Origin of the sequence: Acinetobacter sp. WC-141 (genome assembly GCF_000313935.1) — a bacterium.
Lineage (GTDB): Bacteria > Pseudomonadota > Gammaproteobacteria > Pseudomonadales > Moraxellaceae > Acinetobacter.
The window spans coordinates 1-25,172 of sequence record NZ_AMSS01000031.1 but is presented as its reverse complement, the minus strand read 5'-3'; the positions used below and the strand labels follow the sequence as shown (position 1 = coordinate 25,172).

General features: G+C 38.8%; 24 protein-coding genes and 1 pseudogene. 16 read left to right on the top strand and 9 right to left on the bottom strand.

Annotation, left to right across the window (positions count from 1 at the left end; genetic code table 11):
- Positions 1 to 555 (bottom strand): annotated as a pseudogene (locus ACINWC141_RS19345) (IS3-like element ISAba22 family transposase); the annotation flags it as partial.
- A gap of 105 nt (positions 556 to 660) precedes the next feature.
- On the bottom strand, positions 661 to 834 hold the full coding sequence (locus ACINWC141_RS20270; protein WP_009388586.1) for a hypothetical protein: 174 nt from the start codon (positions 832 to 834) through the stop codon (positions 661 to 663).
- A gap of 353 nt (positions 835 to 1,187) precedes the next feature.
- On the opposite strand from ACINWC141_RS20270, the gene ACINWC141_RS04955 reads away from it, so the two are divergent.
- Both ACINWC141_RS04955 and ACINWC141_RS04950 read left to right on the top strand, forming a co-directional pair.
- Positions 1,188 to 1,397, top strand: a complete 210-nt coding sequence (locus ACINWC141_RS04955) for a hypothetical protein (RefSeq protein WP_009388601.1) — start codon at positions 1,188 to 1,190, stop codon at positions 1,395 to 1,397.
- A gap of 119 nt (positions 1,398 to 1,516) precedes the next feature.
- Positions 1,517 to 1,753, top strand: coding sequence for a hypothetical protein (locus ACINWC141_RS04950; RefSeq protein WP_009388574.1), 237 nt, complete (start codon positions 1,517 to 1,519; stop codon positions 1,751 to 1,753).
- Between the two features lie 314 nt (positions 1,754 to 2,067).
- Here the strand turns inward: ACINWC141_RS04950 and ACINWC141_RS04945 are convergent, their stop codons facing one another.
- Genes ACINWC141_RS04945 through ACINWC141_RS04935 form a run of 3 tightly spaced genes read right to left on the bottom strand, consistent with a single transcriptional unit; the run spans position 2,068 to position 5,527 of the window.
- A complete protein-coding gene (locus ACINWC141_RS04945) occupies positions 2,068 to 3,408 on the bottom strand; it encodes an MFS transporter (RefSeq protein WP_009388585.1) in 1,341 nt (446 codons plus the stop codon).
- 9 nt (positions 3,409 to 3,417) lie between these two features.
- On the bottom strand, positions 3,418 to 4,230 hold the full coding sequence (locus tag ACINWC141_RS04940; RefSeq protein WP_034677699.1) for an amidohydrolase family protein: 813 nt from the start codon (positions 4,228 to 4,230) through the stop codon (positions 3,418 to 3,420).
- A gap of 7 nt (positions 4,231 to 4,237) precedes the next feature.
- Complete coding sequence (locus ACINWC141_RS04935) at positions 4,238 to 5,527, bottom strand: SLC13 family permease (protein WP_009388569.1); 1,290 nt, start codon at positions 5,525 to 5,527, stop codon at positions 4,238 to 4,240.
- Between the two features lie 111 nt (positions 5,528 to 5,638).
- Here ACINWC141_RS04935 and ACINWC141_RS04930 point away from each other — a divergent pair, with 111 nt between their 5' ends.
- The gene (locus ACINWC141_RS04930) at positions 5,639 to 6,370 is read left to right on the top strand and encodes a GntR family transcriptional regulator (RefSeq protein ID WP_009388590.1); all 732 of its coding nucleotides are present in this window, start codon (positions 5,639 to 5,641) and stop codon (positions 6,368 to 6,370) included.
- Between the two features lie 222 nt (positions 6,371 to 6,592).
- Positions 6,593 to 7,291 carry an IclR family transcriptional regulator gene (locus ACINWC141_RS04925; protein ID WP_009388506.1) on the top strand — a complete coding sequence of 233 codons (699 nt, stop codon included), beginning with the start codon at positions 6,593 to 6,595 and terminating at the stop codon, positions 7,289 to 7,291.
- A gap of 58 nt (positions 7,292 to 7,349) precedes the next feature.
- On the opposite strand, the gene ACINWC141_RS04920 is transcribed toward ACINWC141_RS04925, so the two are convergent.
- Both ACINWC141_RS04920 and ACINWC141_RS04915 read right to left on the bottom strand, forming a co-directional pair.
- The gene (locus ACINWC141_RS04920; RefSeq protein WP_009388494.1) at positions 7,350 to 8,669 is read right to left on the bottom strand and encodes an MFS transporter; all 1,320 of its coding nucleotides are present in this window, start codon (positions 8,667 to 8,669) and stop codon (positions 7,350 to 7,352) included.
- Between the two features lie 75 nt (positions 8,670 to 8,744).
- A complete protein-coding gene (locus ACINWC141_RS04915) occupies positions 8,745 to 9,734 on the bottom strand; it encodes a hydroxyacid dehydrogenase (protein WP_081400021.1) in 990 nt (329 codons plus the stop codon).
- Positions 9,735 to 9,936: 202 nt separating this feature from the next.
- Here ACINWC141_RS04915 and ACINWC141_RS04910 point away from each other — a divergent pair, with 202 nt between their 5' ends.
- The 3 genes from ACINWC141_RS04910 (at position 9,937) to ACINWC141_RS04900 (ending at position 12,289) form a co-directional block, all read left to right on the top strand.
- Positions 9,937 to 10,614 carry an RraA family protein gene (locus ACINWC141_RS04910; RefSeq protein WP_009388591.1) on the top strand — a complete coding sequence of 226 codons (678 nt, stop codon included), beginning with the start codon at positions 9,937 to 9,939 and terminating at the stop codon, positions 10,612 to 10,614.
- 156 nt (positions 10,615 to 10,770) lie between these two features.
- Entirely contained in the window at positions 10,771 to 12,039 is a 1,269-nt protein-coding gene (locus ACINWC141_RS04905) for a DcaP family trimeric outer membrane transporter (RefSeq protein WP_009388499.1), read from the top strand.
- A 61-nt stretch (positions 12,040 to 12,100) separates the two neighbouring features.
- On the top strand, positions 12,101 to 12,289 hold the full coding sequence (locus ACINWC141_RS04900) for a type II toxin-antitoxin system Phd/YefM family antitoxin (protein ID WP_034677696.1): 189 nt from the start codon (positions 12,101 to 12,103) through the stop codon (positions 12,287 to 12,289).
- On the opposite strand, the gene ACINWC141_RS04895 is transcribed toward ACINWC141_RS04900, so the two are convergent.
- Positions 12,286 to 13,203, bottom strand: coding sequence for a LysR family transcriptional regulator (locus ACINWC141_RS04895; protein WP_009388582.1), 918 nt, complete (start codon positions 13,201 to 13,203; stop codon positions 12,286 to 12,288). The two genes, ACINWC141_RS04900 and ACINWC141_RS04895, sit on opposite strands and share 4 nt — an antisense overlap.
- Before the next feature lie 97 nt (positions 13,204 to 13,300).
- Between ACINWC141_RS04895 and aptA the strand changes: the two genes are divergently transcribed.
- From aptA to ACINWC141_RS04880, 3 genes are all read left to right on the top strand, one after another.
- Complete coding sequence (gene aptA, locus ACINWC141_RS04890; RefSeq protein WP_081400020.1) at positions 13,301 to 14,683, top strand: omega-aminotransferase AptA; 1,383 nt, start codon at positions 13,301 to 13,303, stop codon at positions 14,681 to 14,683.
- Positions 14,684 to 14,789: 106 nt separating this feature from the next.
- Positions 14,790 to 16,358, top strand: a complete 1,569-nt coding sequence (locus tag ACINWC141_RS04885) for a CoA-acylating methylmalonate-semialdehyde dehydrogenase (RefSeq protein WP_009388594.1) — start codon at positions 14,790 to 14,792, stop codon at positions 16,356 to 16,358.
- Between the two features lie 103 nt (positions 16,359 to 16,461).
- Positions 16,462 to 17,853: an amino acid permease gene (locus tag ACINWC141_RS04880; RefSeq protein WP_009388568.1), complete on the top strand. Its 1,392-nt coding sequence runs from the start codon at positions 16,462 to 16,464 to the stop codon at positions 17,851 to 17,853.
- Between the two features lie 103 nt (positions 17,854 to 17,956).
- Here ACINWC141_RS04880 and ACINWC141_RS04875 read toward each other — a convergent pair whose 3' ends face one another.
- On the bottom strand, positions 17,957 to 18,850 hold the full coding sequence (locus ACINWC141_RS04875; RefSeq protein WP_009388578.1) for a LysR family transcriptional regulator: 894 nt from the start codon (positions 18,848 to 18,850) through the stop codon (positions 17,957 to 17,959).
- Between the two features lie 154 nt (positions 18,851 to 19,004).
- Here ACINWC141_RS04875 and ACINWC141_RS04870 point away from each other — a divergent pair, with 154 nt between their 5' ends.
- From ACINWC141_RS04870 to ACINWC141_RS04845, 6 genes are all read left to right on the top strand, one after another.
- A complete protein-coding gene (locus ACINWC141_RS04870; RefSeq protein ID WP_009388504.1) occupies positions 19,005 to 20,042 on the top strand; it encodes a cupin domain-containing protein in 1,038 nt (345 codons plus the stop codon).
- Positions 20,043 to 20,069: 27 nt separating this feature from the next.
- Positions 20,070 to 21,290 carry a 3-hydroxybenzoate 6-monooxygenase gene (locus ACINWC141_RS04865; RefSeq protein ID WP_009388564.1) on the top strand — a complete coding sequence of 407 codons (1,221 nt, stop codon included), beginning with the start codon at positions 20,070 to 20,072 and terminating at the stop codon, positions 21,288 to 21,290.
- Entirely contained in the window at positions 21,287 to 21,925 is a 639-nt protein-coding gene (maiA, locus tag ACINWC141_RS04860) for a maleylacetoacetate isomerase (protein WP_009388501.1), read from the top strand. Before ACINWC141_RS04865 ends, maiA begins: the two co-directional genes overlap by 4 nt.
- Before the next feature lie 31 nt (positions 21,926 to 21,956).
- Entirely contained in the window at positions 21,957 to 22,658 is a 702-nt protein-coding gene (locus ACINWC141_RS04855) for a fumarylacetoacetate hydrolase family protein (RefSeq protein ID WP_009388576.1), read from the top strand.
- A 111-nt stretch (positions 22,659 to 22,769) separates the two neighbouring features.
- Positions 22,770 to 24,113 (top strand): MFS transporter, encoded by a 1,344-nt coding sequence (locus tag ACINWC141_RS04850; protein WP_009388496.1) that lies wholly within the window; start codon positions 22,770 to 22,772, stop codon positions 24,111 to 24,113.
- 78 nt (positions 24,114 to 24,191) lie between these two features.
- Positions 24,192 to 25,172 (top strand): OprD family outer membrane porin (locus tag ACINWC141_RS04845; protein WP_009388588.1); only part of this gene is annotated, 981 nt, incomplete at its 3' end.

Sequence of the window (25,172 nt, the reverse complement as noted above, 5' to 3'; positions counted from 1 at the left end):
TTATCTGACGTACAGCGTACATACTCATTTTTATACCCTGAGCTTGTAAGTATTTGGTTAATCGAATATAACCATAGCTCTGCTTTGTCTCCTCATGGGCTATTTTCACCAATATCGTCTGTTGATTTCGTTGAATCGTTCTTTTGCTCACGCCTCTCTTGAGCCAATCATAAAAACATGAAACTGAAACATGAAGTAATCGAGCCATTAAGGTAATTGGAAAAGAATATCTTTTTTGTTTCATATAGGCGTACCTTACTGACTTTCTTTGGCAAAGTACGCTGCTGCCTTTTTTAAAAATTCACGTTCCATTTCAGCTATTTTGAGCTGTTGTTTGAGTTTTTTATTTTCTTCGAGTAGAGCGTTTAGATCAGGTGAATACTGTTTTGTACCTGCTAAAGTTCCAGCCTTTGCTTTGGTATTCCAATTTGAAAGAGTTTGCATTGAAATGCTAAGTTGTCTGGCTGTTTCCGAGACATTGCCTTGATTGGCTTCAATTAATTTGATGGCTTCAGCTTTAAATTCTGTGGTGTAAGTCTTGTGTTTCTTGCTCATGGTAAACTCCTGATGAGTGTGTTTAGTTTACCAAGTTAAAACCTCCTGTTTTTTCAGCACACATCAGAGCCTCAAAACAGCTTCTAAGGCACTGTTAATAAGAAATTATTTGTTATTAGGATCAGGTTGTTCATTATTCTCAGGCAGATCTTTTACTGTGCCTGGAACTTCTGAAGGTTGAGTCTCAGTAGGTGGGGTTGCAGAATGCTTGTTCATTTGAGATTTGATGATATTAGCGTGGTTAGTTGTATTTTGAGAAAAACTTTTAAAACCTGACATTTTTATCTTCTTATCTTCACTAGGGAGAGTTCATAGTACGCTTTAAAAGTCTTTACATTAGGGTAGTTTTAAGACTGATATGTGTTGATATGTCCTAGAAAAGATCTTTATCTCGACGACTTATTTCATAAATAAAATCAAATATATATAACCTGTTGAGTCTTAACCTTTAAATTTTGAAATTACACTATCCAAATTTCAAGTAGGGGTACATAAAGCACACATATATAAATTTTTTCAAGATAATGGAGGAATAAAGTTTTAAAAATTAATTCAATCTCATTGTCTACAAAATATTGATAGTATAAAAATATTGTTAGGCATAATATGTATGATTAAATTGGAGCCTATTAATGCTAAAAGAAATTACAATTATTGATTTCCAAGGTAAAGAAAAAAAAGCGCAGGCAAGCTATACAGAAGTAAATACTAATAAAATCAACCCTTCATCTAGAGTTCAAAGACCTACAGTTGAATATATTTTGGTAAAAGGTGAATGTATTTACCCTACTTTAAATTTGGTTTTCAACAGTTCCGATGGCAGCAGTTACTATATAGAGTAAACATGACACACTTCAAAGCTCCGAAACACGGGGCTTTTTCTTTTGATGGGGTAAAAATTAAACTGACTTAAAGGTCGCCGTGATATGGTATAAAAGCACCTCCAATATAAGGATTATATATGTCTGACAATTCAACAAAATGGCTTTGTGTGGGTGGTGTTCTAAGTGGTGAGTGGAGAGAGCAGCAATTAGAAGCTTTTGATGTTGATCCCAATGATTTAAATACGCATAGTTATGAAGCAATGAAACTTATTAATCCTGTCACCAAGGCAGAACAGCATTTCTATGTCTATACTGAGCTACAAGAACACGCATATGACAGGGCAATGAATTTTGCCTTGTCCAAAAATCAATAAGTACGAGAGAGCACTTAGGTGCTCTTTTTTTTTAAAGAGTAGTGGCAGTTATGTTTAAAAAGTAGGTCTTATAAGGCTATCTTATTAATAATTATAAATAATGTTAAGCTTATAAGGTATATCTCTGAAGAATAAAGAAAATCACATATTATGAAAGCTATTTTATTTTTTTAGTTTTTGCTCTTTCAAATACCTTTGTATTTGCTGATGATAAAATGATTCGAACCCAGACTCTATAAGACAAGTTAGTCGACATAAATTTGTTATATAAAAAAGAGACCATTAACTGATCTCTTTTTTTTAACTTTTAAAATTTAAACTACGTTTTGAACCTTTTGTGCTTTCGGCAAAGTCGGTTTTCTGCCCAAATATAACGCAATCATGGCACCCGTAAATGTGAGAATGCATAACGGCAAAAGAGAGACAGGAAAACTACCCGAATAATCTTTCACAATACCCATAATAGAGTTCATGAGGCCCGTACCAATATGCGCGATGGTATTGACGGCTGCGATACCAACAGCAACCAAAGTAGGTGGTAATCTTTCAGAAACCAACGCCCAGAAAGGACCTTTAATGGCATAGTTACCCATTAAAACTAAAGAGAATAAAACCAAGCTCAACGTTAAAGAAGATGTAAAAATAGTAAGAAGCAAACCAAAACTTGTCACAAACAATGGAATAGCTGTGTTTAGGCTCTTATTACCACTTTTATCGGCATGTATGCCCCAAACAATCATGAACGCAGCAGCCAAACCAAACGGAATCATATTTAAAAGACCTGTTTGCATGGCCGTCAGATGAAAAGATTTTAATATTTGAGGCATCCATAACGACAAGATATTGCTGGTTGCTGAACTTCCTGCATAGATAATTGCAAATAACCATAAATATTTATTGGTAATCAGAAGCTTGAACTTACTCTTTTTCTGTTCTGCACTGTCTTGTTTTTCAGAATTTAACAGTTGGTTTTTTTCAAAAGTTAAGGTGCTTGATAGCCATTCCTTTTCTTCTTTATTTAACCATTTAACATTGTTGGCTTTATTTGGTAGCCATACGAGACACAATAAACCCAAAAGAATCGCGGGTAAGGCTTCTAAAATTAAAAGAACTTGCCATCCACTTAACCCAAGTAAACCATGCAGGTTCAATAGTAAAGCAGACAGAGGTGAACCGATAAAGTTAGATAAAGGTATGGCAACCATAAAGATGGCAACAATTCGTGCCATATATCGTTTAGGGAACCAAAGTGTTAAATACAGTAACACTCCCGGAAAAAATCCGGCTTCGGCTGCACCGAGTAAAAACCGTGAAATTGAGTATGAAATGGGGCCGGTAATAAAGGCTGTACAGCAACCCACAATTCCCCAAGTAATCATGATTCTGGCAATCCAGATGCGTGCACCTAGCTTTTCCATTGCCATATTACTTGGAATTTCAAATATGACGTATGCAATAAAGAATAAGGTGGCGCCAAAACCAAAGGCAGTTGCGGTTAAACCAATTTCTTGGTTCATGGTTAAAGCCGCAAATCCAATATTCACCCGATCAATATAGGCGATGAAATAACAAAGAATGAGGAAGGGAAGAATACGAAAAGAAAGTTTACGGATCGTCGACTTTTCTACTTCCGATATAGATATATCATTTTTCATACATACTCCTTATGTACGTGAGAAACCAAACAGCTCGGTAGGGTTCTGGTTTAAAATTAAAGATTGTTCTTTTTCATCAACAACAATTTGTTTAAAAGCATGAATTGCACTTTCATAAGTTATTAAAGATTCGTGTTGGGTGTGGGGCCAGTCACTTCCCCAAACGAGTTTGTTTAAAAAACCTTTTCCTTTAAGAATGTTATAGGCCTGTTGGGCTATATGTATGTTGTTTGGAGGAGTGCCTAAACGGTAGAAGCCCGATACCTTAATCCAGTGCTGTTTAAGGTTAAGTAAGCTTAAAAACTTCTGATAATCTGGATCATTAATACCTTTAACAGGGTCAACTCGCCCAAAATGGTCAATTACAACTTCGAAGGTGTATTCACTTAATTGAGGCAAAAGCTGAACGAGATATTTCGGTGGTGCGTGTAATTCAACTTGCCAGTTGAGGCTTTCTACGTTTTGTAAAAATTTTTGCCATTCAGGAGTATTTAACGCAGGTGGGTGAAGACCGAATAGATTTAAGCGAACGCCGACGATACCTTGTTCTTTGAGTTGCAATAGCTCATCAAAAGTTATGCTAGGTTGAACGACGGCGATCCCTTTTAAACGGTCAGGGTATTGCCGAATCGCATTTAACATTGCTTGGTTATTTGTTCCCAAAAAGCTGGGTTGAACCAAAATGCCATGTGTGAAACTGTGCTGATCGAGATGAGAGATAAAACGTTGCACGGTTGCCTCATAATCAGGCGCATAACGTGCTGTTTCGATACTGTGATCCTGAGTCGAAAATACATGGGCATGTGTATCAATACAGTTCATTTTCATCTCACATTACAAATTTTAAAGACAAGATAGCGATTACAGCAGCAATAACTCCTACGGGAATTGCTTTAAATAACAGTTGATTAAAGAATTTGGTTTTATCGATATCTGCTGGTGCAGAAGCCATAATGAGGCTACCGCCAGAAGAGAAAGGGGAAATCGCCGTAGATTGGGCACCCACCACAATACAAATGAAGAGCAGTACTGGGTTTAGACCAGAAGTCATTGCAAGTGCCGGAACAATTGGGAATAAGGTAGGAGCAACTACGCCTAGAGTGCTTGAAAAGACAGACATAATGGCACTGATCAGGCAGAGCAACACAGGAATGACCCAGATAGGTACATTGTTTGCTAACCATTCAGAAAGCGTCGTAATAATGCCAAGTTTTACACCTAATGCAATGAGCATACCCACACCGCAAATCATGATGAGCGTTCCCCAAGGCACAAGTGCAACCACCTTTTTCTCATCGGCAAGTTTCATCAGTAAACTGATGAGAGAAAAAGTAATGGCAAGGAAGGCAATATCAATTTTGGAGTTTAAAAAGCTGATGGCTTTTGCATCTGGAAAAATAAGGTGCAAGATTGGAAAAACTAAAACAATCGACATCATTAATACAATGAGGAAAATTGATTGTTTCTGTTTTTTGTCGAAGGGTTCAGGCTTTTGATCTTCAATAACAATAGAATTACTTTTTCTATTCCACAGGATATAAAGTCCTAACACTACAATTGGAATAATCAAAGTTAAGATAAAAATTCCACCGCTATATGAAAAAGCCGTTTGCGAACGAATGCCCGTATTTTCCATTAAACTTCGGAAAATAATGCCGCTTTGCGAAGTCATGAAATTTGCACCAGCTAAAGCGCCGTAATTTGCAGCCATTCCACCAATAATCATATTCATATTGGTTTTTTTACACAGCAGTAGCGTAATGGGTGCCATAAAAGCAAGGACGGTATAAAAACCAGCACCTAGACCTGCAATAATGGTTGCTGCGAAAAAAATTGCTAAGGGTAAAAACTGAGGAAACTTACGGCATTTATATAAAAGATGGCTAGCAAGCTTTTCTAAAGCGCCATTTGCTAAAGCGAAGTTATAAAACAAAGTGACCGATAAAATAATAAAGAAAATTTTGACAGGCCATAATTCAATAACTTCGGAGGGCTTAAGTCCCATCCCGAAGCAACCAATCAAATAGGCAAATGCAATCGTAAAAAAACCAATATTAATTTTTGTTTTATAACCTAAGCCTATCGACACAGCTAAAGCGATCAGCATCAATGCAGCCATATTATCTTCCTTGATAAATATATAAACATCTAAACATATATATGTTTGGTTTTTTGTATTACATAGAACTATGCTAATATTGTCAAATCGATTTCATAATGTTTGCCGCAAATGCTTGATGAAGCTGCATTTAAAAATTTTAAATTGCCCAGATATGAAAAAGTTCGCTGGGAACTCCAAAAATTACTGATCCAGTCAAAGTGGACAGTTGAAGAGCCTATTCCAAGTGAATTAGAACTGGCCCAAATGTATAGCGTATCGGTAGGAACCGTAAGAAAAGCTGTAGAGGGACTGGTCGAAGATGGCCTATTAGTTAAACAACAAGGAAAAGGAACCTTTCTTAAACAACCTAATTTTGAAAACTCACTCATCCGTTTTTTTAGATTACGTAATAAAAAAGGTGATTTCATTCAGCCTCAAGGGCAAATCAAAAAAGTAGAAGTGTGTGATGCAATTCCAGAGGTAAATGCAGAGCTTGGACTTGAGCGTAACGAAAAGTTGCTTTATATCGAACGTGTCCGCAAACATGAAGAAGTTGTTGTTTTAAGCGAAAGAATCTGGTTGCCTGAACGCTTGTTTAAAAGTTTAGAAGAAATACCGATCGCTGAGTTTGGTAATTTACTTTATCCTTTTTATTATCAGCACTGTGCTCAATTTATTTCTTCTGCAACAGAACGCTTAACTTTTGAGAAAAATATTAAAGATAACTATTTAGACAATAAGCCTGAAGAGCCTTTGGTGAAAGTGTGCCGTATTGCTAAAAATCTTGAAGGTGCTGCGGTTGAATACCGAGAGTCATTTGGTTTAGCTGATAATTTTCATTATGAAATATCGATTAACTAATCATTTTTGCTAAGCCACAATTTCTGTGTGTAGTTGATTGATAGAAGCCGTTGTGAGTCAAGTAAAGTCATATTATCAACGGCTTAGTTTTAGTCGCTTTCACCGAAACTAAAACAGTTAAATAAGGCCTTATAGCTTCTCTCTTTTTATTTGCAATAATGGTAAAGTTAAAAACCTAATTCAATACATTTAAAATTGATATCAAGCTATTGTAGGAAAAACATGGTTAAAATTAAACCTCACCCAGCAACAAGCGGAAATGCATCGGCTGATCGCCTTTTAACTTTGTTAACTGCTTTTAGAATAGGTGATAAATCTTTAACCCTAGCAGAACTCGCTGAACGAACAGAATTAAATAAAGCAACTATCATGCGCTTAATCGTTTCGCTAGAAGATTTTGGTTTTGTTAACCGTCTTTCGGATGGCAGATATACGCTTGCCAGCGAAGTCATGCGTTTAAATACAATTTATCAAGATGCTCTAGATCTAGAAAGACATGTCATGCCTTGTTTACAGCAACTTGTAGATGAAATTGGTGAAACAGCTTCTTTTTACGTTAAGCATGGGGCATATCGTCTTTGCCAATATCGAATAAACTCTACCCATCGATTGCGTGTTCATGTTCAGCCGGGCGAAGTTCGACCAATGGATGGGGCAGCATGCGCTCAAGCATTGCGATCAACACATGAACAAATTTTATCAAGAACAGAACCTTTTTATTCAAATGGTATAACAGAGCCACATGCAGCTGGAATGGCATTGCCTGTGTTTGATGCTCAAAATGAAGTGGTAGGAGCTTTACTCATTTCAGGTCCATCAAGCCGTTTTACTCCGGAAATTGCAAAATCTGTGGGTGATTTTTTCTTCAAAATTGCGGATGACTTGACCAAAAGTTTGGGTGGTAAGAGTATTCGTAATTAATTTTAATAGTGTGAATAAAAAAGGGCTAATGATTTAGCCCCTTTTTTATATATGCTGTTTATGAAGTACTTTGTGGTTGGTTAAATAAAACAGCTTTCTTTCTAGACATAACGAAAACCATAATAGCCGACACGAGATTTAAGGCAGCAAGTGGAAGTAAGGCAATGGCATGGCTTCCGGTTGCATCATGGATTGCGCCATAGATATTCACCATCATCCCGCCACCAATCAGGTTGGCACATGCACCAATTGCTGCGAGTCCTGCCGCCGTTGTACTTGGTGACATCCATGATGATGCTAAAGCCCAGAAAGGACCTTTCATAGAATAAGCACCAATTAATACGATACTGAGTAACAAGATTGTGCCAATGAGTGAAGACGTAAACAAAGCAATTAATAAACCAAATGAGATCATCAATAGTGTGATTGCTGTATGCCAACGGCGTTCATTTTTACGATCTGAGCTACGGCCCCAAAAAATCATTGCAATAGACGCTAGGCCATAAGGAATTGCATTTACCAGACCAATTTCTAAATTGCTTAAACCGAACGATTTAATTAATTGTGGTGCCCAAACACTCATCGTACTACCAGCAGCAGAAGCGCCAGAATAAATAATAATCATAGACCAAATATATTTATTCTTTAAAAGTTGCCATAGTGAAATATGGCCAATTGGGGTTTTTTGTTGGCGTTCAAATTGTAGTCTTTCAACCAACCAAGCTTTTTGTTCGCTGTTGAGCCATTTTGCTTGCTCTGGTCGATCAGTGAGTACAAATAGGCAGGCAATACCTAATAAAATGGCAGGGATACCTTCTAAAATAAATAGCCAATGCCACCCACGCATGCCCATCCAGCCATCTAGCGATAATAAAAGTCCAGATAATGGTGAACCTATAAAGTTTGCACCCGGAATTGCCACCATAAATATTGCGACCATTCTGGCTCTATAGTTTGCAGGCAACCAATAGGTTAGATATAAAATTACACCCGGGAAAAAGCCTGCTTCAGCTGCGCCTAGCAAAAAGCGCATAATATATAATGAGGTAGAGTTTTCAACGAAGGCGGTTGCAGCTGAAATTATCCCCCACGTCACCATAATTCTGGCAATCCAAACTTTGGCTCCAAATTTTTGTAAGGCGAGGTTGCTGGGTACTTCAAATAAAAAATATGCAAAGAAAAATAAGCTACTGGCAAAACCAAAGGCAGTAGCTGTTAATCCAAGATCTTCATTCATTTGTAATGAAGCCATACCAATATTGCCACGGTCAATAATCGCAATCACATAACAAATTGTTAGAAACGGTAGTAATCGCCACGCTACCTTGCGCATCGTTTCGCGTTCTATCGCACTCGGTTGAGAATATTCTGTAGACATAAAAAAATCCTTTTTTATATTCAATATTTTAATTGTTCTCGCATCTAAAAGATTAGAAACAATTGAGTTTCATGATTAGCTATTGAGTAACTTCCAGTTAGCGATAGCTCTTGGGTTTAGTGATTGACCATTCCAAATACTTACGATTTGTTCGAGTGCTAAAAGGCCGACGCGATTACGTGAATCAGTTGTGTTTGCGCCGATATGAGGAGTGACAACTAAATTAGGTAATTCCCATAGTGGACTATCTTTTTCAGGTGGTTCTGGACTAAAGGTGTCTAAACCTGCACCAGCAATTTTATTGTTTTTAAGTGCATCAACTAATGCAGCCTGATCAATTAACTCACCACGTGCTGTATTGATTAAGATGCTTGAAGGTTTCATCTTTTCAAATTGGGCTTGAGAAAATAAGTGTCTATTCTCTGCTGTGAGTGGGCAATGTAGACTAATAATGTCGCTAGTTTCGATAAGTTTTTCAAAGTCATGCTCTTGTTCTACATAATCAAGCTCTGGCAAATTTTGTAGAAACGGATCGTATACTTTCACTTTCATGTTTAAAGGAGCGACTAACTTCATGAGTATGCTGCCGATTGCCCCTAAACCAATTAATCCCAGCGTTTTTCCATATAACTCCACACCATTTGCACTTGCTTTATCCCAATGACCATCTCGAATACGTTGGTCTAACCATGTGACTTGTCGAGCAACATTGAACATAAGCGCAAAAGCATGTTCGGCAACAGATTGAGCATTTGCCCCAACTGCAATAGTGACAGGAATTTGTCGCTCAGCAGCAGCTTGAGTATCGATAGTGTCAAACCCAACACCATGTTTTGCAATTACTTTTAAATTATTAGAAGCAAAAATCATATCTCTAGAAAGTTTACCTGTTCGGACAATGATTGCATCAGGTTGTTCATCTTGGATGAGTTTTTCCATTTCATCTTTTGCCATGTAGGGTTCAGTAGGAATCAACTGAATATCATGCGAGTTAGCATACAGTAATGCATCAGAAGCTAAAGTTGGCCCTGTGATAAGAACTTTGCGTTTCATTTCGACTTGCACTCCATTTAAGTATTTTGAGAAAAATACGTCCTTATTTAATCCACATTATTAAAACGTCATTTCAAAAAGATAGTCAATAGCAAAGTTTAAATTTAATATTTGAGTAAATTTTAATTTATTTTTAATTAAAAATGAAATGACATTTCAAAAAAATGCTGTCATATTAATTTGCACAAGAAAACTGATGTAAGGGAAAATTGTTATGGCAATTGGTTTTAGAGTGCTGAAAAATGACAGAAAAGTTGAACAGAAATGGATTGAACAATATCGAGATCTACCAGTCGCTAATGTCAGTGACTCAATGAATCGAATGACTTCAGGCGGGGCTCAATTAAGACCAATGCATAAAGAGGGATACCTCTGTGGGCCTGCAATTACAGTTAAGGCGCGCCCAGGAGACAACTTGATGTTGCACTACGCTATTGATATCGCCCAAGCGGGAGATGTCATTGTGGTCGATGCGGGTGGTGATCTAACCAATGCATTGATTGGGGAAATGATGGTTGCTTATGCCATCAAAAAAGGTGTGGCTGGTATCGTCATTAATGGTGCAATTCGTGATGCGGCTGTAATTGGAGAAGGAGATTTTCCACTTTTTGCAGCAGGAATTTCACATCGAGGGCCTTATAAAGATGGCCCCGGGGAAATTAATGTTCCTATCGCAATCAATGGAATGGTAATTGAACCTGGAGACTTAATTTTAGGTGATGAAGATGGGCTTTTAAGCGTGCCGTATGCGGAAGTAGAAGAGGTTTATCTGAAAGCAAGTGCTAAACATGCCGCTGAACAAAAGCAATTAGAGCAAATCGCCGTGGGTGAAAATGACCGTAGCTGGGTAATCAACAGCTTAAAACAAAAAGGGTGTGAATTACCGGAATAAGGTCATTCAAAAATATTCGAGCAGGAATGGAACTAGCGAAGTCAATGGTTGAGCTTCGTTAGCCTCTCAAAAGTTAATTCAATAATCATTCAGTCACTAATTGAAAAATAGGAAATTTCAATTTGGTCTATATGGTTTCGTCTAAAGGAAAAGGACATGAAATATAAAGGGATTATTTATTTATCGTTATTAATGAGTATTACATTGCAGCAAGCTAAAGCTGAAAGCGAAGATAACTCAGCGCTAAATGAAAAAATAATTAAATTACAACAGCAAATAGATTATCTGATGGAGCAGCAAAATTTAAATAAGAATAATAGGTTGGATAAAGCACCTGCCTTGGTTCAAAACAAAACAGCAGACACCGAAAAGCCTGTTACGGCTGACCAAACTAAAATTAAATTTTATGGAAATATACGTGTTGATGCTGCATATGATTTTGAAGGCTCAACGCGTTCAATTGCGAATAAGACAGGGTCAATACCATTAGACAATTCAAACTCAACAAGTAAATCATTAAATGTTTCAGCTGCGACTTCACGTGTTGGGGTGGATATCGTCAAGCCGACCTCGAAAGGAGATTTAGTTGGAAAGCTAGAAGCTGACTTCATGGGAAGTGGTGGAGATAACGGTAATGGTTCGGTTCGGGTTAGACACGCGTATATTTCACTAGGAAACTGGCTAATTGGCCAAACCACTTCACCTTTTGTGAATAGTGATACAGCTCCAAGTTTGGTTGATTTTACGGGCGCGATGGGTACGGGAACTCAGCGTAATATCCAAATCCGTTATCAGCACGTTGTTGATGCCAAACAAAAGTTATTGGTGGCTTTAGAAGGAGGTGATGTTGAAAATAAAAATGTAGAAGGTGGAAGCCGTTTTCCTGCATTAACCATGCGATATGAATTTAAGAATCCAAATTTTTTGGTTCAATTGCACGGAATGGTACATGAAAATCGAGCAATTTCTGACACGAATGAAGAGCAAACTAAACTTGCTTGGGGTGCTGGATTAGGCACAAAGTATAAGCTTTCTGAAAATGACTCAGTTGTGTTTAATTACTATCACATAGCTGGTGATAACCGTTACATGCTTTATTCAAAAGATAATGATGCTTTCTACTTTGATCAAAATCGAATGTATTTAAGTGAATTTGATTCTATTGAGTTAGGGTATATACGTAAATGGAATGAAAATTTACGCTCGTCTTTATCCGCTGGCAGCCTTGTCTATAAAAATTCAAATTTTTCAGAAAATAACCTTGATCAAAATAAAAGACTAATCAATGCGAGCGTCAATTTATTTTGGACGCCTGTAGAGAAAGTCGATCTTGGTGTTGAATACACCTATGGTAAGAGAGAAACATTTTCAGATTTAGAAGGAAAACTATCTCGAATCAACTTATTAGGTCGATACAATTTTTAATATAACCACAGCCACTTTAATATCAAAAGTGGCTTTCTTTTATTTGAGAAGGGCTAATATTGTGGAACAAATTAATTATGCAAACGCAAGATCACAATTTTCAAAGGTCATGGAAAGAGTGCTGTTAGGTTATACCGTTAAAATTACACGAAAAGAGAAAGACGCTGTGGTTCTAATCAGTGAAAAAGCATATCTTGAATATAAAAGTGCGATGTTTGAGCTTAATAAATTAAAAAACAAAGATTTTTAACTCCCAACGATCCGCTTCTCAAGCATTTCCAGAAAGGTTTTTAAAATATTATTGTGGTTTTTGCCCTTATGAGTAATTAAGCATATAGGGGTGCTGTAATGCATTTTTTCCTTTGAAACAGCTTGCATAAACCCATCTTCAACCCATTTTTTTGCGTAGTGGTCAGGTAAAAAACCTAAGAATTTTCCGGTTAAAATCAGAAATGCAATTCCTTCACGGTCACTTGCTGTCGCTTTACAGTCTAAAAGCTGGTGCAACTTTGCTGCTTCTGGTGTGATCGCATAATTAGGAAGGACTGCTTGCCATTTTTTTAACTCATCTAAATCCATTTTGCTGCACTGACCAAACAACGGATGGTTTTTACCGCAATATAAAAATGAACTTTCGCTATATAAATCAAAATAGTCTAGGCCAGACAGCGGAGTAACAAGAGGAATAACACCCGCATGTAAACGGTTGTCTAGCACACGGCATTCAATATCTGACAAGGTACTCATACTAATATTAATAATAACTTCGGAATGCTCTTCAGCAAGTTGTGTCAAGGTGTTGGTGATATAACCTCTTGGCATCGTCACAAGGTTATTAATAATTCCAATATTAAATTCACCCTTAAGGCGATTATGCATTTGATTGACTTTAGAGCGAAAGTCTTCAATCGCTGCTGTTAGCACTTCGATATATTCTAAAATTTCTCGTCCTTCGTCGGTCAGGGCAAAACCTGCACGACCACGTTGACATAGTCGAATGCCAAGACGATTTTCTAAATCACTCATATGCAAACTGATTGCAGAACGGCTAATACCTAAAATACTTTCGGCAGACGTAAAGCTATGACAGTCGCAAACTGTTTTAAATATTTTGAGAAGTTTTATATCAAAATCAGTGACTTGATTTAATTTTTTCGGTTTCATTTAGTTTTGTTTTTTTAAATCTAAACTCAAGATAATTTGAATTTATCAAACTTATCACGCTATGTACACTCAAACCATAATTTGAAAATAAACAGGAATGGTTATGTTTGATACGGATAAATTCAGCGACTCTGAGCATACTTTGGACGCGGTTCAGTCAAATAATAATATGCACATAAATTATCAGGCACACTGGATGCCTTTTTCTGCAAATCGAAACTTTGCTAAAGACCCGCGCATGATTGTGGGTGCAAAAGGGTCGTACTTAATTGATGATTCAGGACGTGAAATTTATGACTCACTTTCAGGCCTATGGACTTGTGGTGCCGGTCATACCTTGCCTGAAATTCAACAAGCGGTGAGTGCTCAATTAGGTCAACTGGACTATTCGCCAGCTTTCCAGTTTGGTCATCCATTGTCTTTCAAACTGGCAGATAAAATTGTTCAGCATATGCCTGAAAAATTACAACACGTTTTCTTTACCAACTCGGGTTCAGAGTCGGCAGATACCGCTATTAAAATGGCGCGTGCATATTGGCGTATTAAAGGTAAACCAAGTAAAACCAAATTGATTGGCCGTGCCCGTGGCTATCACGGGGTAAATGTTGCCGGAACAAGCTTAGGCGGTATTGGCGGCAACCGTAAAATGTTTGGTCAACTTATGGATGTAGATCATCTACCGCATACCTTGCAGACTAATTTAACTTTTACCAAAGGCTGTGCAGAGACAGGTGGGGTAGAACTTGCCAATGAAATGCTTAAATTAATTGAACTGCACGATGCTTCAAATATTGCCGCCGTAATTGTAGAGCCTATTTCTGGTTCGGCGGGTTGTATTGTGCCACCAACGGGTTATTTACAACGTTTAAGAGAGATCTGTGATCAGCATGACATCTTGTTAATTTTTGATGAGGTGATTACAGGTTTTGGCCGTTTAGGAACGTGGACGGGAGCAGAGTACTTTGGGGTAACACCAGATATTTTGAACTTTGCTAAACAAGTGACTAATGGCGCTATTCCTTTAGGTGGTGTGGTAGCAAGCCATGAAATTTACTCTGCCTTTATGCAGCAAGACTTACCGGAACATGCCATTGAGTTTACTCATGGCTACACCTATTCGGCACATCCAGTTGCTTGTGCTGCCGCCTTAGCTGCTCTTGAAGTTCTAGAGAAGAAAAACTTATTTGCTCAATCCGCGGCGTTGGCACCAAGTTTTGAAAAAATGCTACATGGCTTAAAAGGCGCACCGCACATTTTAGATATTCGTAACTGTGGCTTGATTGGGGCAGTGCAATTGGCACCACGCGACGGCGATCCCACCATTCGAGGTTTTGAGCTAGGAATGAAACTCTGGAAAGAGGGATTTTATGTACGCTTCGGAGGCGACACGCTTCAGTTTGGCCCAATGTTCAACAGCACTGAAAAAGATATTGATCGCTTAATGAATGCCGTAGGCGATGCACTGCACCAAGTGAATTAAGACATATAAACATTTTATGGGTATCTATAAATTCAATGGATGCTCTTCAACATTTAAATGAAAAATACAGTTTGATCTGCAAACCGATTTGTAAGGAGTAACACCAATGACAAATGGCCTAGAAAATTTTAGCTATGACGAAGTTTCAACTGAAAATAGTACGCATAGTGAACAAGCCAAAAAAGTGCTAGGGCATTTCATTCAAGGAAGAATTGTATCTAAATCGGCAAGAAAACAGCCAGTTTACAATCCTGCAACGGGTGAAATGAGTAAAGAAGTTGAAATCGCTGATGCACAAACAGTGAATGAAGCCGTTCAAGCCGCCGAGCAAGCTTTTCCTGCATGGCGAGATACGCCAGTCATTAAACGTGCTCGCGTCATGTTCAAGTTCAAACAATTATTAGAACAAAATGCCGAAAAGATTTGCGCTTTGATTGGGCAAGAGCACGGTAAAATTTCTCATGATGCTCAAGGTGAACTTCAACGTGGTATTGAAAATGTTGAATATGCTTGCGGCGCACCAGAGCTTTTAAAAGGGGAATATTCAAAAAATGTCGGTCCAGATATCGACTCATGGAGCGAGTTCCAACCGCTAGGTGTGGTTGCAGGAATTACGCCTTTTAACTTCCCAGCTATGGTGGCTTTGTGGATGTTCCCAATGGCGTTAGTCTGCGGTAACTGCTTTATTTTAAAACCTTCTGAAAAAGCGCCATCAGTGGTTTTATTCCTTGCTGAACTTTTAAAACAAGCAGGTTTACCTGACGGCGTGTTTAATGTGGTGAATGGTGACAAAGAAGCGGTAGATGCTTTGTTGCACCATCCACGCATCCAAGCTGTAAGCTTTGTGGGATCAACTCCAATTGCTGAATATATTTACCGTACAGCAACTTCAACGGGTAAACGTTGCCAAGCATTAGGCGGTGCAAAAAACCACGCGATTATTATGCCCGATGCCGATATTGATAACGTGGTCACTTCATTATTAGGCGCAGCTTTTGGCTCTTCTGGCGAACGTTGTATGGCACTTTCAGTTGCGGTTGCCATTGGAGATGAAGTTGCTGATGTCGTAATTGATAAGTTAACTCAAGAAATGAAAAAATTGAAGTTCGGTCACTATGCAGATGCAAGCAATGATTTTGGCCCACTGATTACCCAAGCACATAAAGATAAAGTGCAGGCCTATATTCAAAGTGCAGAACAACAAGGCGCAAAAATTGTGGTAGATGGCCGTGATGCGAAACCAGCAGGCTACGAAAAAGGCTTCTTTGTTGGACCAACTTTAATTGATCAAGTCACACCAAACATGACCAGTTATCAACAAGAAATTTTTGGGCCTGTACTACAAGTCATGCGTGTTGACACGATGCAAGAAGCAATGCAACTCATTAATGACCACGAATATGGCAATGGTACTTGTATCTATACCCGTGATGGGGAAGCAGCACGCTATTTTAGCAGTCATATTCAAGTTGGTATGGTGGGTATTAATGTGCCTTTACCTGTACCTGTGGCTTATCATAGTTTTGGTGGTTGGAAACGTTCGTTATTTGGTGATTTACATGCTTATGGTCCAGATGGTGTCCGTTTTTACACACGCCGTAAAACCATTACGCAACGCTGGCCATCTGCACAAGTTCGTGAAGCAAAACAATTTTCAATGCCAACTCTAAATTAATTATTGCAACAAGGGGAAGACATCAGTTTTCCCTTTTTCATTACCGTAGGATTTTCAAACATGTAATAGATTTTTATATGGATATATTTTTAAGGATTGAAATATGAATAATGATAGAACAAAAAAATTAGGCGAAGGACTTTCAAATCGCCATATCACAATGATTAGTATTGGCGGTGTTATTGGCGCAGGATTATTTGTCGGTTCATCTTCTGCAATTGCCAAGGCTGGCCCAGCGGTTATTCTTGCTTACTTAATTACCAGCATTATGGTCTTTCTGGTAATGCGAATGTTGGGTGAGATGGCCGTTTTAGAGCCGGACACCGGTTCATTTTCTACCTATGCGCGTAAAGCGATCGGGCCGTGGGCAGGTTTCACCATAGGTTGGTTATATTGGTGGTTTTGGGTACTCGCGATTCCGGTAGAGGCCATCGCAGGTGCTGAAATTTTACATTCATGGTTTCCAAGCATTTCTGTATCTATTTATGCATTTTGTTTTATTGTCTTTCTAAGCTTAGCTAACTTTTTTAGTACCAAAAGTTTTGGTGAGTTTGAGTTCTGGTTTTCCTTAGTCAAAGTGGTTGCCATTATTGGATTCATTATTATTGGTGTTTTAGCAATTTCAGGTTTTTGGCCTTTAGCCAAAAATGTCAGTGGGGTTGCCAATTTATATAATAATGCTGGTTTTATGCCGCACGGTATGGGCGGAATCTTATCTGCAATCTTAATTACGGTATTTTCATTTTTTGGCGTAGAAATTGTATCAATTGCCGCAGCCGAGTCTTCAAACCCTAAACAAAAAATCAGACGTGCAACCAATTTGGTGTTGTATCGTATTATTCTATTCTTTGTGGTTTCAATGTTTATTGCCGTCTCACTTGTTGATTGGCGTTCACCAGACTTACAAAAGTACGGGACATTCCAATACGTTTTAATGAGCTTGAACGTTCCGGCGACTAAAATCATCATTGATACAGTTGTGTTTATTGCAGTTGCAAGTTGTATGAATGCAGCGATTTATACATCTTCACGCATGTTATTTCGTTTGGGTACTCGTAATGAAGCGCCTCAAGCAGTCACTAAAGTCAATTATGCAGGTGTTCCCGCAATTGCAGTGTTCTCTTCAACTTTTATAGGTTTGATTTGTTGTATTATTAATTATGTATTCCCAGGAAAAGTGTTTAGCTTATTGCTGTCAAGCACAGGGTCAATTGCTTTGCTGGTGTATTTAGTCATTGCTTTCTCGCAATTGCGTTTAAGACATAAACTAGAAGCAGCTGGAGCGGAAATTCCATTTAAAATGTGGTTATTTCCATGGTTAACTTGGTTTGTGATTATTATTATTCTAAGTGTATTGGCTTATATGTTCTTCTCGCCGGCCTATAGTTATGAAACGACTTTATCTTTAGGTGTAACTTCGCTTGTGGTGGTGTGTGGGTTGTTCGTCACGCGAAAGCGTAAAGCAACCAGAGCGGTTGCCATAAATTTAGATTAATTAAAAAAGATTTTATAAAGGCTTTGTGTAGTGAAATCTTATTCACCTATGCAAAGTCTTTTTTATTTTTACTAGATTTTTTAATCGTATTTATTTAAATCTTCTATTCAGAAAAAAGTTCAAAACATACTCGTCTTAACCATTGGTTGCTTGGTGTTTGATGAACCCGTGCATGCCAATGCTGCTTTACGCTATAAGTTGGAAAATGATAAGGCGGCTCTAAAACTTTTAGACCACCTCTGACTAGAAGCACCTGACTTAAATAATGGGGAATCGTTGCAATGGCGTCGGTGTCTTGCACAACCAAGCCCACACCCAAATAGCTTGGCAAACGAACCAGAATATTTCGATTTACTCCCAGTTTTTGTAACTCGTGTTCCAGCACGTAGTGTCCACCAGTGGCAAAAATATCGACATGCAGCTCTTGGCGAAATTCTTGATCTGAAAGCGTCGTACCTGTAAGCCTCGGGTGTTCTTTACTGGCAATACAAATATAACGTTGCTGAAATAGGGTTTGCTGATAAAAACCTGCTTCGAGTTGGGGTAAAAAACCAATGGCTAAATCAATATCGCCGTTTGACATCATCACTGGCGTATTAGCATCAATGGGGACAATTTCTAAACGAACATTAGGAGCATGCTCCCGCAAATAATTGATTAGCTTTGGTAAAAGTACTAAATGACTAATATCAGTCATGCTGATTTTAAATTGATAATTTGAAGTCAGTGGATCAAATTCAATATTGTAGTTTTGAACCAATTTTAATCGATTCAGAATCTCTACAACGAGTGGATATATTTGTTTTGATAACTCAGTAGGTTGCATTTTATTTTCAATACGGACAAAAAGCGGGTCCTGAAAATGCTCACGTAATTTATTTAACGCAATACTTAAGGTCGGCTGTCCAATTTCAAGCTGTTCAGCAGCTTTAGACACACTGCTATGTTTATAAATTTCAAAGAAAATTTGTAAAAGCCGAGTATCAAGATTAAACACTTTAATATCCTTGTATTGATTTTATCAATACAGACTATTGTTTTTTGTGCATGGATTCAACAATTTTCGATTGTTACATTGATGATCAAGGAAGAATCGGCCGCAAAAGTACAGAAGATTACTGTACGTATAGGCCGTAAAAAGAGGATATGCAATGGAACAGTTAGCAACGCTAGATGACTTGCCAAAACGTTATCTTGGTCAGCTCGAAGAATCAAACTTAGTACCTTTATGGCCAAGTTTACGCAATGTATTGCCACCGCATAAACCGATGCCGCAAACCATAGCAACCGCTTGGTATTTTCAGAATATTAAACCTCTATTGCTCGAAGCCGGTGAGTTAACACCGATTGAAAAAGCCGAACGCCGTGTGTTGGTTTTAGCAAATCCCGGACATGGTCTGGAAAATATGAAAGCCAGTTCGGTTATGTATCTGGGCATGCAACTTTTATTGCCAAAAGAGTGGGCACCCTCGCATCGCCATACCCCAAATGCAGTACGCCTGATTGTTGAAGGTGAAGGCGCTTACACAATGGTTGAAGGTCAAAAATGCATGATGGAGCATGGAGATTTAATCCTTACACCATCAGGGCTTTGGCATGAACATGGACATGATGGCGATGAGCCTGTGATCTGGTTAGATGTGCTGGATTTACCTTTGGTTTATTACATGGAAGCTTCTTATGTACAACCGGGTGAAATCCAAAAAGTGACCAGTGCCGGAAATGCCCATCACTATGGCACTGGCATTGTACCAACAGCACATTTTACCCGTGAAAATGCCTCGTATCCGATCATGCGCTACTCTTGGAAAGAAACCAAAAAAGTTTTGCATGCGCTTGCAGATGATAAAAACCATCAAGCTCCAGTTCAGGTGACTTACATCAATCCAGAAACTGGCGATGATTGTCAAAATATTATTGGCTATTCAGCTTTAATGCTTCGACCAAATGAAACGCTACAGCTCCAACCGCGCTCTACTGCCCAAATTTTTCATGTGATTGACGGTCAGCTCCAAGTCAAAATTGATCAGAAAGATTTCAATTTAAATAAAGCTGATACGGCATGTGCGCCATGTTTTGCTCATATTGATTTAATCAATACCTCAGATCAACCCTGTTATTTGTTTATTGCAGATGAAGCGCCCTTACAACGGAAACTGGGTTTGTACTCTGTGCGTGAGCGCCAGTAAATAGAACATTTTATAAGGATATAAATCATGTCAAATACTCAACAACCGTTATTAATTGCTGGTGGCGGCATTGGTGGGTTTGCAGCTGCACTCGCTTTAGCAAAACAAGGTTTTAAGGTACAAGTTTTTGAACAGGCCCCTGAAATTGGTGAGATTGGTGCTGGAATTCAATTAGGTCCGAACGCATTTCATGCCTTTGATGCGCTAGGAATTGGTGAAATTGCTCGCAGTAAAGCGGTCTATACCGACTATATGGTCATGCATGATGCGATTGATGAATATCAGGTCGGCAAAATTCCAACCGATGAAAAATTCCGTGAACGTTTCGGTAACCCATATGCAGTGATTCACCGTGCCGATATTCATGGTTCATTGGTCGAAGGCGCTAAACAATACGGCAACTTGGAAATTATCACTAATTGTCATATTCAAAAAGTTGAGCAAGATGATGCTGGCGTAACGATTACCGATCAACATGGTAAGCAATATCATGGTCAGGCACTTATCGGTGCGGACGGTGTTAAATCCGTTGTGCGTGATACCTATGTGGGTGACCCAGCATTGGTTACAGGTCATGTGGTTTACCGTGCTGTTGTACCTGAAAGCGAGTTTTCTGAAGACTTGAAATGGAATGCAGCCAGTATTTGGGTAGGACCAAATTGTCACCTTGTGCATTATCCACTGCGCGGTGGAAAGGAATATAACGTTGTGGTGACGTTCCATAGCCGTGATCAAGAGCAGTGGGGCGTAACCGATGGTTCTAAAGAAGAAGTGCTGTCTTACTTTCAAGGAATTTGTCCGAAAGCTCGCCAATTGATTGAGTTACCTAAAAGCTGGCGCCGCTGGGCAACCGCAGACCGTGAACCGATTGAAACATGGACTTTTGGCCGTGTGACATTACTGGGTGATGCAGCACATCCAACCACGCAATATATGGCGCAGGGTGCATGTATGGCGATGGAAGATGCCGTAACTTTAGGTGAAGCATTACGTGTTACCGACCATGACATTTTAAAAGCTTTTGATATTTATCAAAAAGCACGTGTGGCACGTACAGCACGTATTGTTTTGTCTTCACGTGAAATGGGCAAAATTTACCATGCCAAAGGTGTGCAACGCTTGGTTCGCAATGATTTGTGGCGTGGACGTCCTACTGAACGTTTTTATGATGCAATGGAATGGTTATATGGCTGGAATGTCAATAACTGCCTTGATGCGGTAAAAAACTATCAAGGAAATGTGGCATGAAACTTTATAGCTTTTTCCGTAGTGGTACATCACATCGAACCCGCATTGTGTTGAACCTAAAGGGTTTGGCTTATGAAGCGGCTTATATCTCGCTTGCTAAAAACGAACACCATCAAGCTGCTTTTAAAGCTTTAAATCCGCAAGGTTTTGTACCAGTACTTGAAACTGAATCGGGAAACTTGTTGCAAAGTCCAGCCATTATCGAATGGCTAGAAGAACAATATCCGGAACCCACTTTATTGCCTACAGATGCATTGGGGCGTGAAAAAGTCCGCGCCATTGCTGCTTTAGTTGGATGCGATGTTCACCCCTTAAACAACAAGCGTGTTCTTGAATATTTACGCCAGAACTTAGGACTGGATGATGCACAAATCAATACATGGTGTGCCAAATGGATTCAGGATGGATTTGCTGCTTTAGAGCATATTTTGGAACAAGACCAGAATCGCGAAAAATTCTGCTATGGCAAGCAACCGACCATTGCAGATGCTTATTTAGTTCCACAAGTGGTTTCTGCTGAGCGTTTTAAAGTCGATTTATCGGCTTATCCAAATATTAATGAAATTTACCAACATTGCATGACCTTAGAAGCATTTCAAAAGGCAGCACCTGAACAGCAGGCTGATGCATTTTGAGTCGTGATTAACCTAATAGAAGGAATTTAACATGTCATTTATTTTTGAACCAATGACCACTGCGGGTCTATTTATTCACGGCTCAGATCATAAATTTCCAGTACGCCGTGTGTATTGTGTCGGCCGTAACTACGCTGCTCATGCACGTGAAATGGGTTTTGACCCAGACCGTGAACCACCATTTTTCTTTTGTAAGCCAAATGATCTTGAGTCGATTGTTCCGGTAAATACAGATGCGGTTGATATTCCATATCCATCTGAAACTTCAAATTTTCATTATGAAATCGAGTTGGTCGTTGCAATTGGTAAAGATGCCAAAAATGTCTCAGTTAAAGATGCAGTGAATTATATCTATGGCTATGCCGTCGGTTTAGATATGACCCGCCGTGACTTACAGATGGCAATGCGTGAAAAAGGTCGTCCATGGGAAATCGGTAAGGCTTTTGATTTTTCTGCACCAGTTGGCCCAATTCATCCGATTACGCAAACGGGTGAAATCAATAGTGCTGATATTCATTTAACGGTAAATGGTAAAACCGAACAGCACAGCGATGTCAGTCACCTGATTTGGTCTGTGGCCGAAACGATTGCCAATTTATCTACGTTATTTGAATTAAAAGCAGGTGATTTGATTTTTACAGGAACTCCAGAAGGCGTAGGTGCGGTAGTAAAAGGTGATGTTATGCGTGCAGACATTACTGGACTGACTGGCATTACGGTGAATGTGAAATAAATCAAATTGAACTGATTTATTGAAATAGGTGCTCAACCTAAATAAAAAATACAGTTGGGCACCTTTGCTAAGGATTGCATATACGCCAATGTATTGGCGAAAGGAGCTCTCATGTCTCAAAATTCTATAGACGTACAAAGTTTCATTGATGAAATACCGCTATCGTCTTTTCAAAAATTAATTATGTGGTTGTGTTTTTTAATTGTTGCGATTGATGGATTTGATACCGCAGCAGTTGGATTTATTGCACCTGCTTTAAAGGCAGAATGGGGGTTGCAAGCAACTGATTTGGCACCTTTATTTGGCGCTGGCTTATTTGGACTGATGGCTGGTGCACTCATTTTCGGACCTTTATCCGATAAATTAGGCCGTAAACCGATTTTGATTGGTTCGGTCATTATGTTTGGAATTGCCAGTGTTTTTGCCTCTTTTTCAGCAGATTTACAAACCCTGATTATTTGGAGATTTCTCACTGGTTTAGGTTTAGGTGGGGCTTTACCTAATGCAATTACTTTAACCTCTGAATATGCGCCTACATCTCGCCGTTCTAATTTAGTGACCATGATGTTCTGTGGCTTTACAGTGGGTTCTGCTCTTGGTGGCATTCTTTCAGCTCAGCTACTTCCTCATATTGGTTGGCACGGTATTTTGCTCATTGGGGGCGTATTACCTTTAGCGACCGTACCTTTCTTATATTTTTTATTACCTGAATCTATTCGATTTTTAGTACTTAAAAAGAAGAGCACCGAAAAAATTGAAAAGATTATTCATCGTATCGCACCGCATTTAAATAGCACACCAACTTTGGTTCCAACAGTCAATGAAGTCGAAAAATCAAGTTTGAAAGATTTGTTTAATAAAGGCTTTGCTTTGGGCACTTTTTTGATTTGGTTTACCTTTTTTATAAGCCTTCTCATTATTTATATGATCTCAAGTTGGATGCCTACTTTACTGACCAACGAGGGCTTTAATTTAACTAATGCATCATGGCTTACTTCAATTTTTCAAATAGGGGGAACAATTGGTGCCATTGTCTTAGGCCTACTGATGGATAAGATGGATGCAACCAAAATTTTAAGTACGGCTTATGTTTTTGGCGGATTTTTCCTGATTTGTTTAGGATTTGGAATTGAACAGGCAAATACGGCTTTATTGATGTTTGCCATGTTTGGGGTAGGTGCTGGAATTAGTGGTTCGCAAGTAGGAGCAAAGGCTTTTGCATCTAGTTTTTATCCTACACATTGCCGTGCAACAGGGGTAAGTTGGGCCAATGCAGTAGGGCGCTCGGGGTCGATTGTGGGATCAATTATGGGCGGCTGGTTAATGTCATTAAATCTCTCCAGTTTTGAAATTTTAAGCATTTTAGCGATACCTGCATTTTGTGCCGCGGTTTCGTTGTTACTCATTAAACGTTTAAAGAAAAATCGGTCTCAATTTTTAGTCGCTTCAAATTGAGATAAGGCTATCGCACCGAACAAATATATGTCTGTGCCAAAGGATGGCGCAGACAATAGTTAAAGGATGATTTGTTTCATGAAATATTTAAAAACACCATATTTAAAGTTTTCTACTCTTTTAGTTATCTGTAGTGGTCATTCATTGTTGTGGGCAGCAGATACCGCTCAACAAAGCGAAGATGAATGGAAATTCACTTTAAAAAATGCCTATATCAACCGTGACTTTGATAATGATGCACTCAAAGATACTGGCAGTTGGTCTCAAGCAGCGTCATTATTTTATAAATCGAAAATGCATGACACTCCACTAGTTATTGCAGACAAGCCCATTACAATTGGTGCCGATGCTTCCGTTCAATATGCCGTGCGCTTGAGTTCAGACAAACACGTTGCGGACACGGTTTTACCTTTTAACAAAGAAACACAATCTCAAGTATCTGACTTTTTAAAATACGGCGCCACTTTAAAACTAGGCTACGACAAAACCCTTTTAAGTGTCGGTGAGCTCTGGTTAGACCTGCCTGTAACGGCTGTGGATGCTAGCCGACAATTGCTTGCCTCTTATTGGGGAACCAATCTTAAATCACAACTTTCAGATCAGCTGTATGCAGAAATTGGTCGGGTTGAAAAAGTATCTCCACGAAATGAAGAAGATTTTAAAAAGTTTTCGTTCACGGCAAATGGAATGACCAAAGAATCTGATGGTTTAAATTACATAGATCTGCGCTATCAATTCACACCCTCACTCAAAGGCGAATACTACTTTGGTAACTTGGAAGACCTCTATAACAAACACTATGTTGGACTTGAGCATAATTGGAAACAACCTAATTTTGCGCTTACTTCTAAGTTTAAATACTTCAATGCAAAAGATGATGGAAATACTTTTGATATTGATGCACAAAACATTGGAGTACTAGAAACACTCAAAGTAAAAAACCATACCTTTGGTTTAGGTTACCAACAGATTATCGGTGAATCGGCTTACCCGTTACCGGACGGTTTCTTACCAGAGACATATTTCATTAACTGGAACGCTACTGGTTTCTTTAAAGAA

Bases quoted from the DNA above. Each gene is read 5' to 3' on its own strand.
- ACINWC141_RS04935 (WP_009388569.1), bottom strand. From the start codon at position 5,527: ATGGCTGCATTGATGCTGATCGCTTTAGCTGTGTCGATAGGCTTAGGT.
- ACINWC141_RS04940 (WP_034677699.1), bottom strand. From the start codon at position 4,230: ATGAACTGTATTGATACACATGCCCATGTATTTTCGACTCAGGATCAC.
- ACINWC141_RS04930 (WP_009388590.1), top strand. From the start codon at position 5,639: ATGCTTGATGAAGCTGCATTTAAAAATTTTAAATTGCCCAGATATGAA.
- maiA (WP_009388501.1), top strand. From the start codon at position 21,287: ATGAAACTTTATAGCTTTTTCCGTAGTGGTACATCACATCGAACCCGC.
- aptA (WP_081400020.1), top strand. From the start codon at position 13,301: ATGGTTATGTTTGATACGGATAAATTCAGCGACTCTGAGCATACTTTG.
- ACINWC141_RS04865 (WP_009388564.1), top strand. From the start codon at position 20,070: ATGTCAAATACTCAACAACCGTTATTAATTGCTGGTGGCGGCATTGGT.
- ACINWC141_RS04905 (WP_009388499.1), top strand. From the start codon at position 10,771: ATGAAATATAAAGGGATTATTTATTTATCGTTATTAATGAGTATTACA.
- ACINWC141_RS04855 (WP_009388576.1), top strand. From the start codon at position 21,957: ATGTCATTTATTTTTGAACCAATGACCACTGCGGGTCTATTTATTCAC.
- ACINWC141_RS04870 (WP_009388504.1), top strand. From the start codon at position 19,005: ATGGAACAGTTAGCAACGCTAGATGACTTGCCAAAACGTTATCTTGGT.
- ACINWC141_RS20270 (WP_009388586.1), bottom strand. From the start codon at position 834: ATGTCAGGTTTTAAAAGTTTTTCTCAAAATACAACTAACCACGCTAAT.
- ACINWC141_RS04955 (WP_009388601.1), top strand. From the start codon at position 1,188: ATGCTAAAAGAAATTACAATTATTGATTTCCAAGGTAAAGAAAAAAAA.
- ACINWC141_RS04950 (WP_009388574.1), top strand. From the start codon at position 1,517: ATGTCTGACAATTCAACAAAATGGCTTTGTGTGGGTGGTGTTCTAAGT.
- ACINWC141_RS04880 (WP_009388568.1), top strand. From the start codon at position 16,462: ATGAATAATGATAGAACAAAAAAATTAGGCGAAGGACTTTCAAATCGC.
- ACINWC141_RS04920 (WP_009388494.1), bottom strand. From the start codon at position 8,669: ATGTCTACAGAATATTCTCAACCGAGTGCGATAGAACGCGAAACGATG.
- ACINWC141_RS04925 (WP_009388506.1), top strand. From the start codon at position 6,593: ATGGTTAAAATTAAACCTCACCCAGCAACAAGCGGAAATGCATCGGCT.
- ACINWC141_RS04910 (WP_009388591.1), top strand. From the start codon at position 9,937: ATGGCAATTGGTTTTAGAGTGCTGAAAAATGACAGAAAAGTTGAACAG.
- ACINWC141_RS04945 (WP_009388585.1), bottom strand. From the start codon at position 3,408: ATGAAAAATGATATATCTATATCGGAAGTAGAAAAGTCGACGATCCGT.
- ACINWC141_RS04850 (WP_009388496.1), top strand. From the start codon at position 22,770: ATGTCTCAAAATTCTATAGACGTACAAAGTTTCATTGATGAAATACCG.
- ACINWC141_RS04885 (WP_009388594.1), top strand. From the start codon at position 14,790: ATGACAAATGGCCTAGAAAATTTTAGCTATGACGAAGTTTCAACTGAA.
- ACINWC141_RS04895 (WP_009388582.1), bottom strand. From the start codon at position 13,203: ATGAAACCGAAAAAATTAAATCAAGTCACTGATTTTGATATAAAACTT.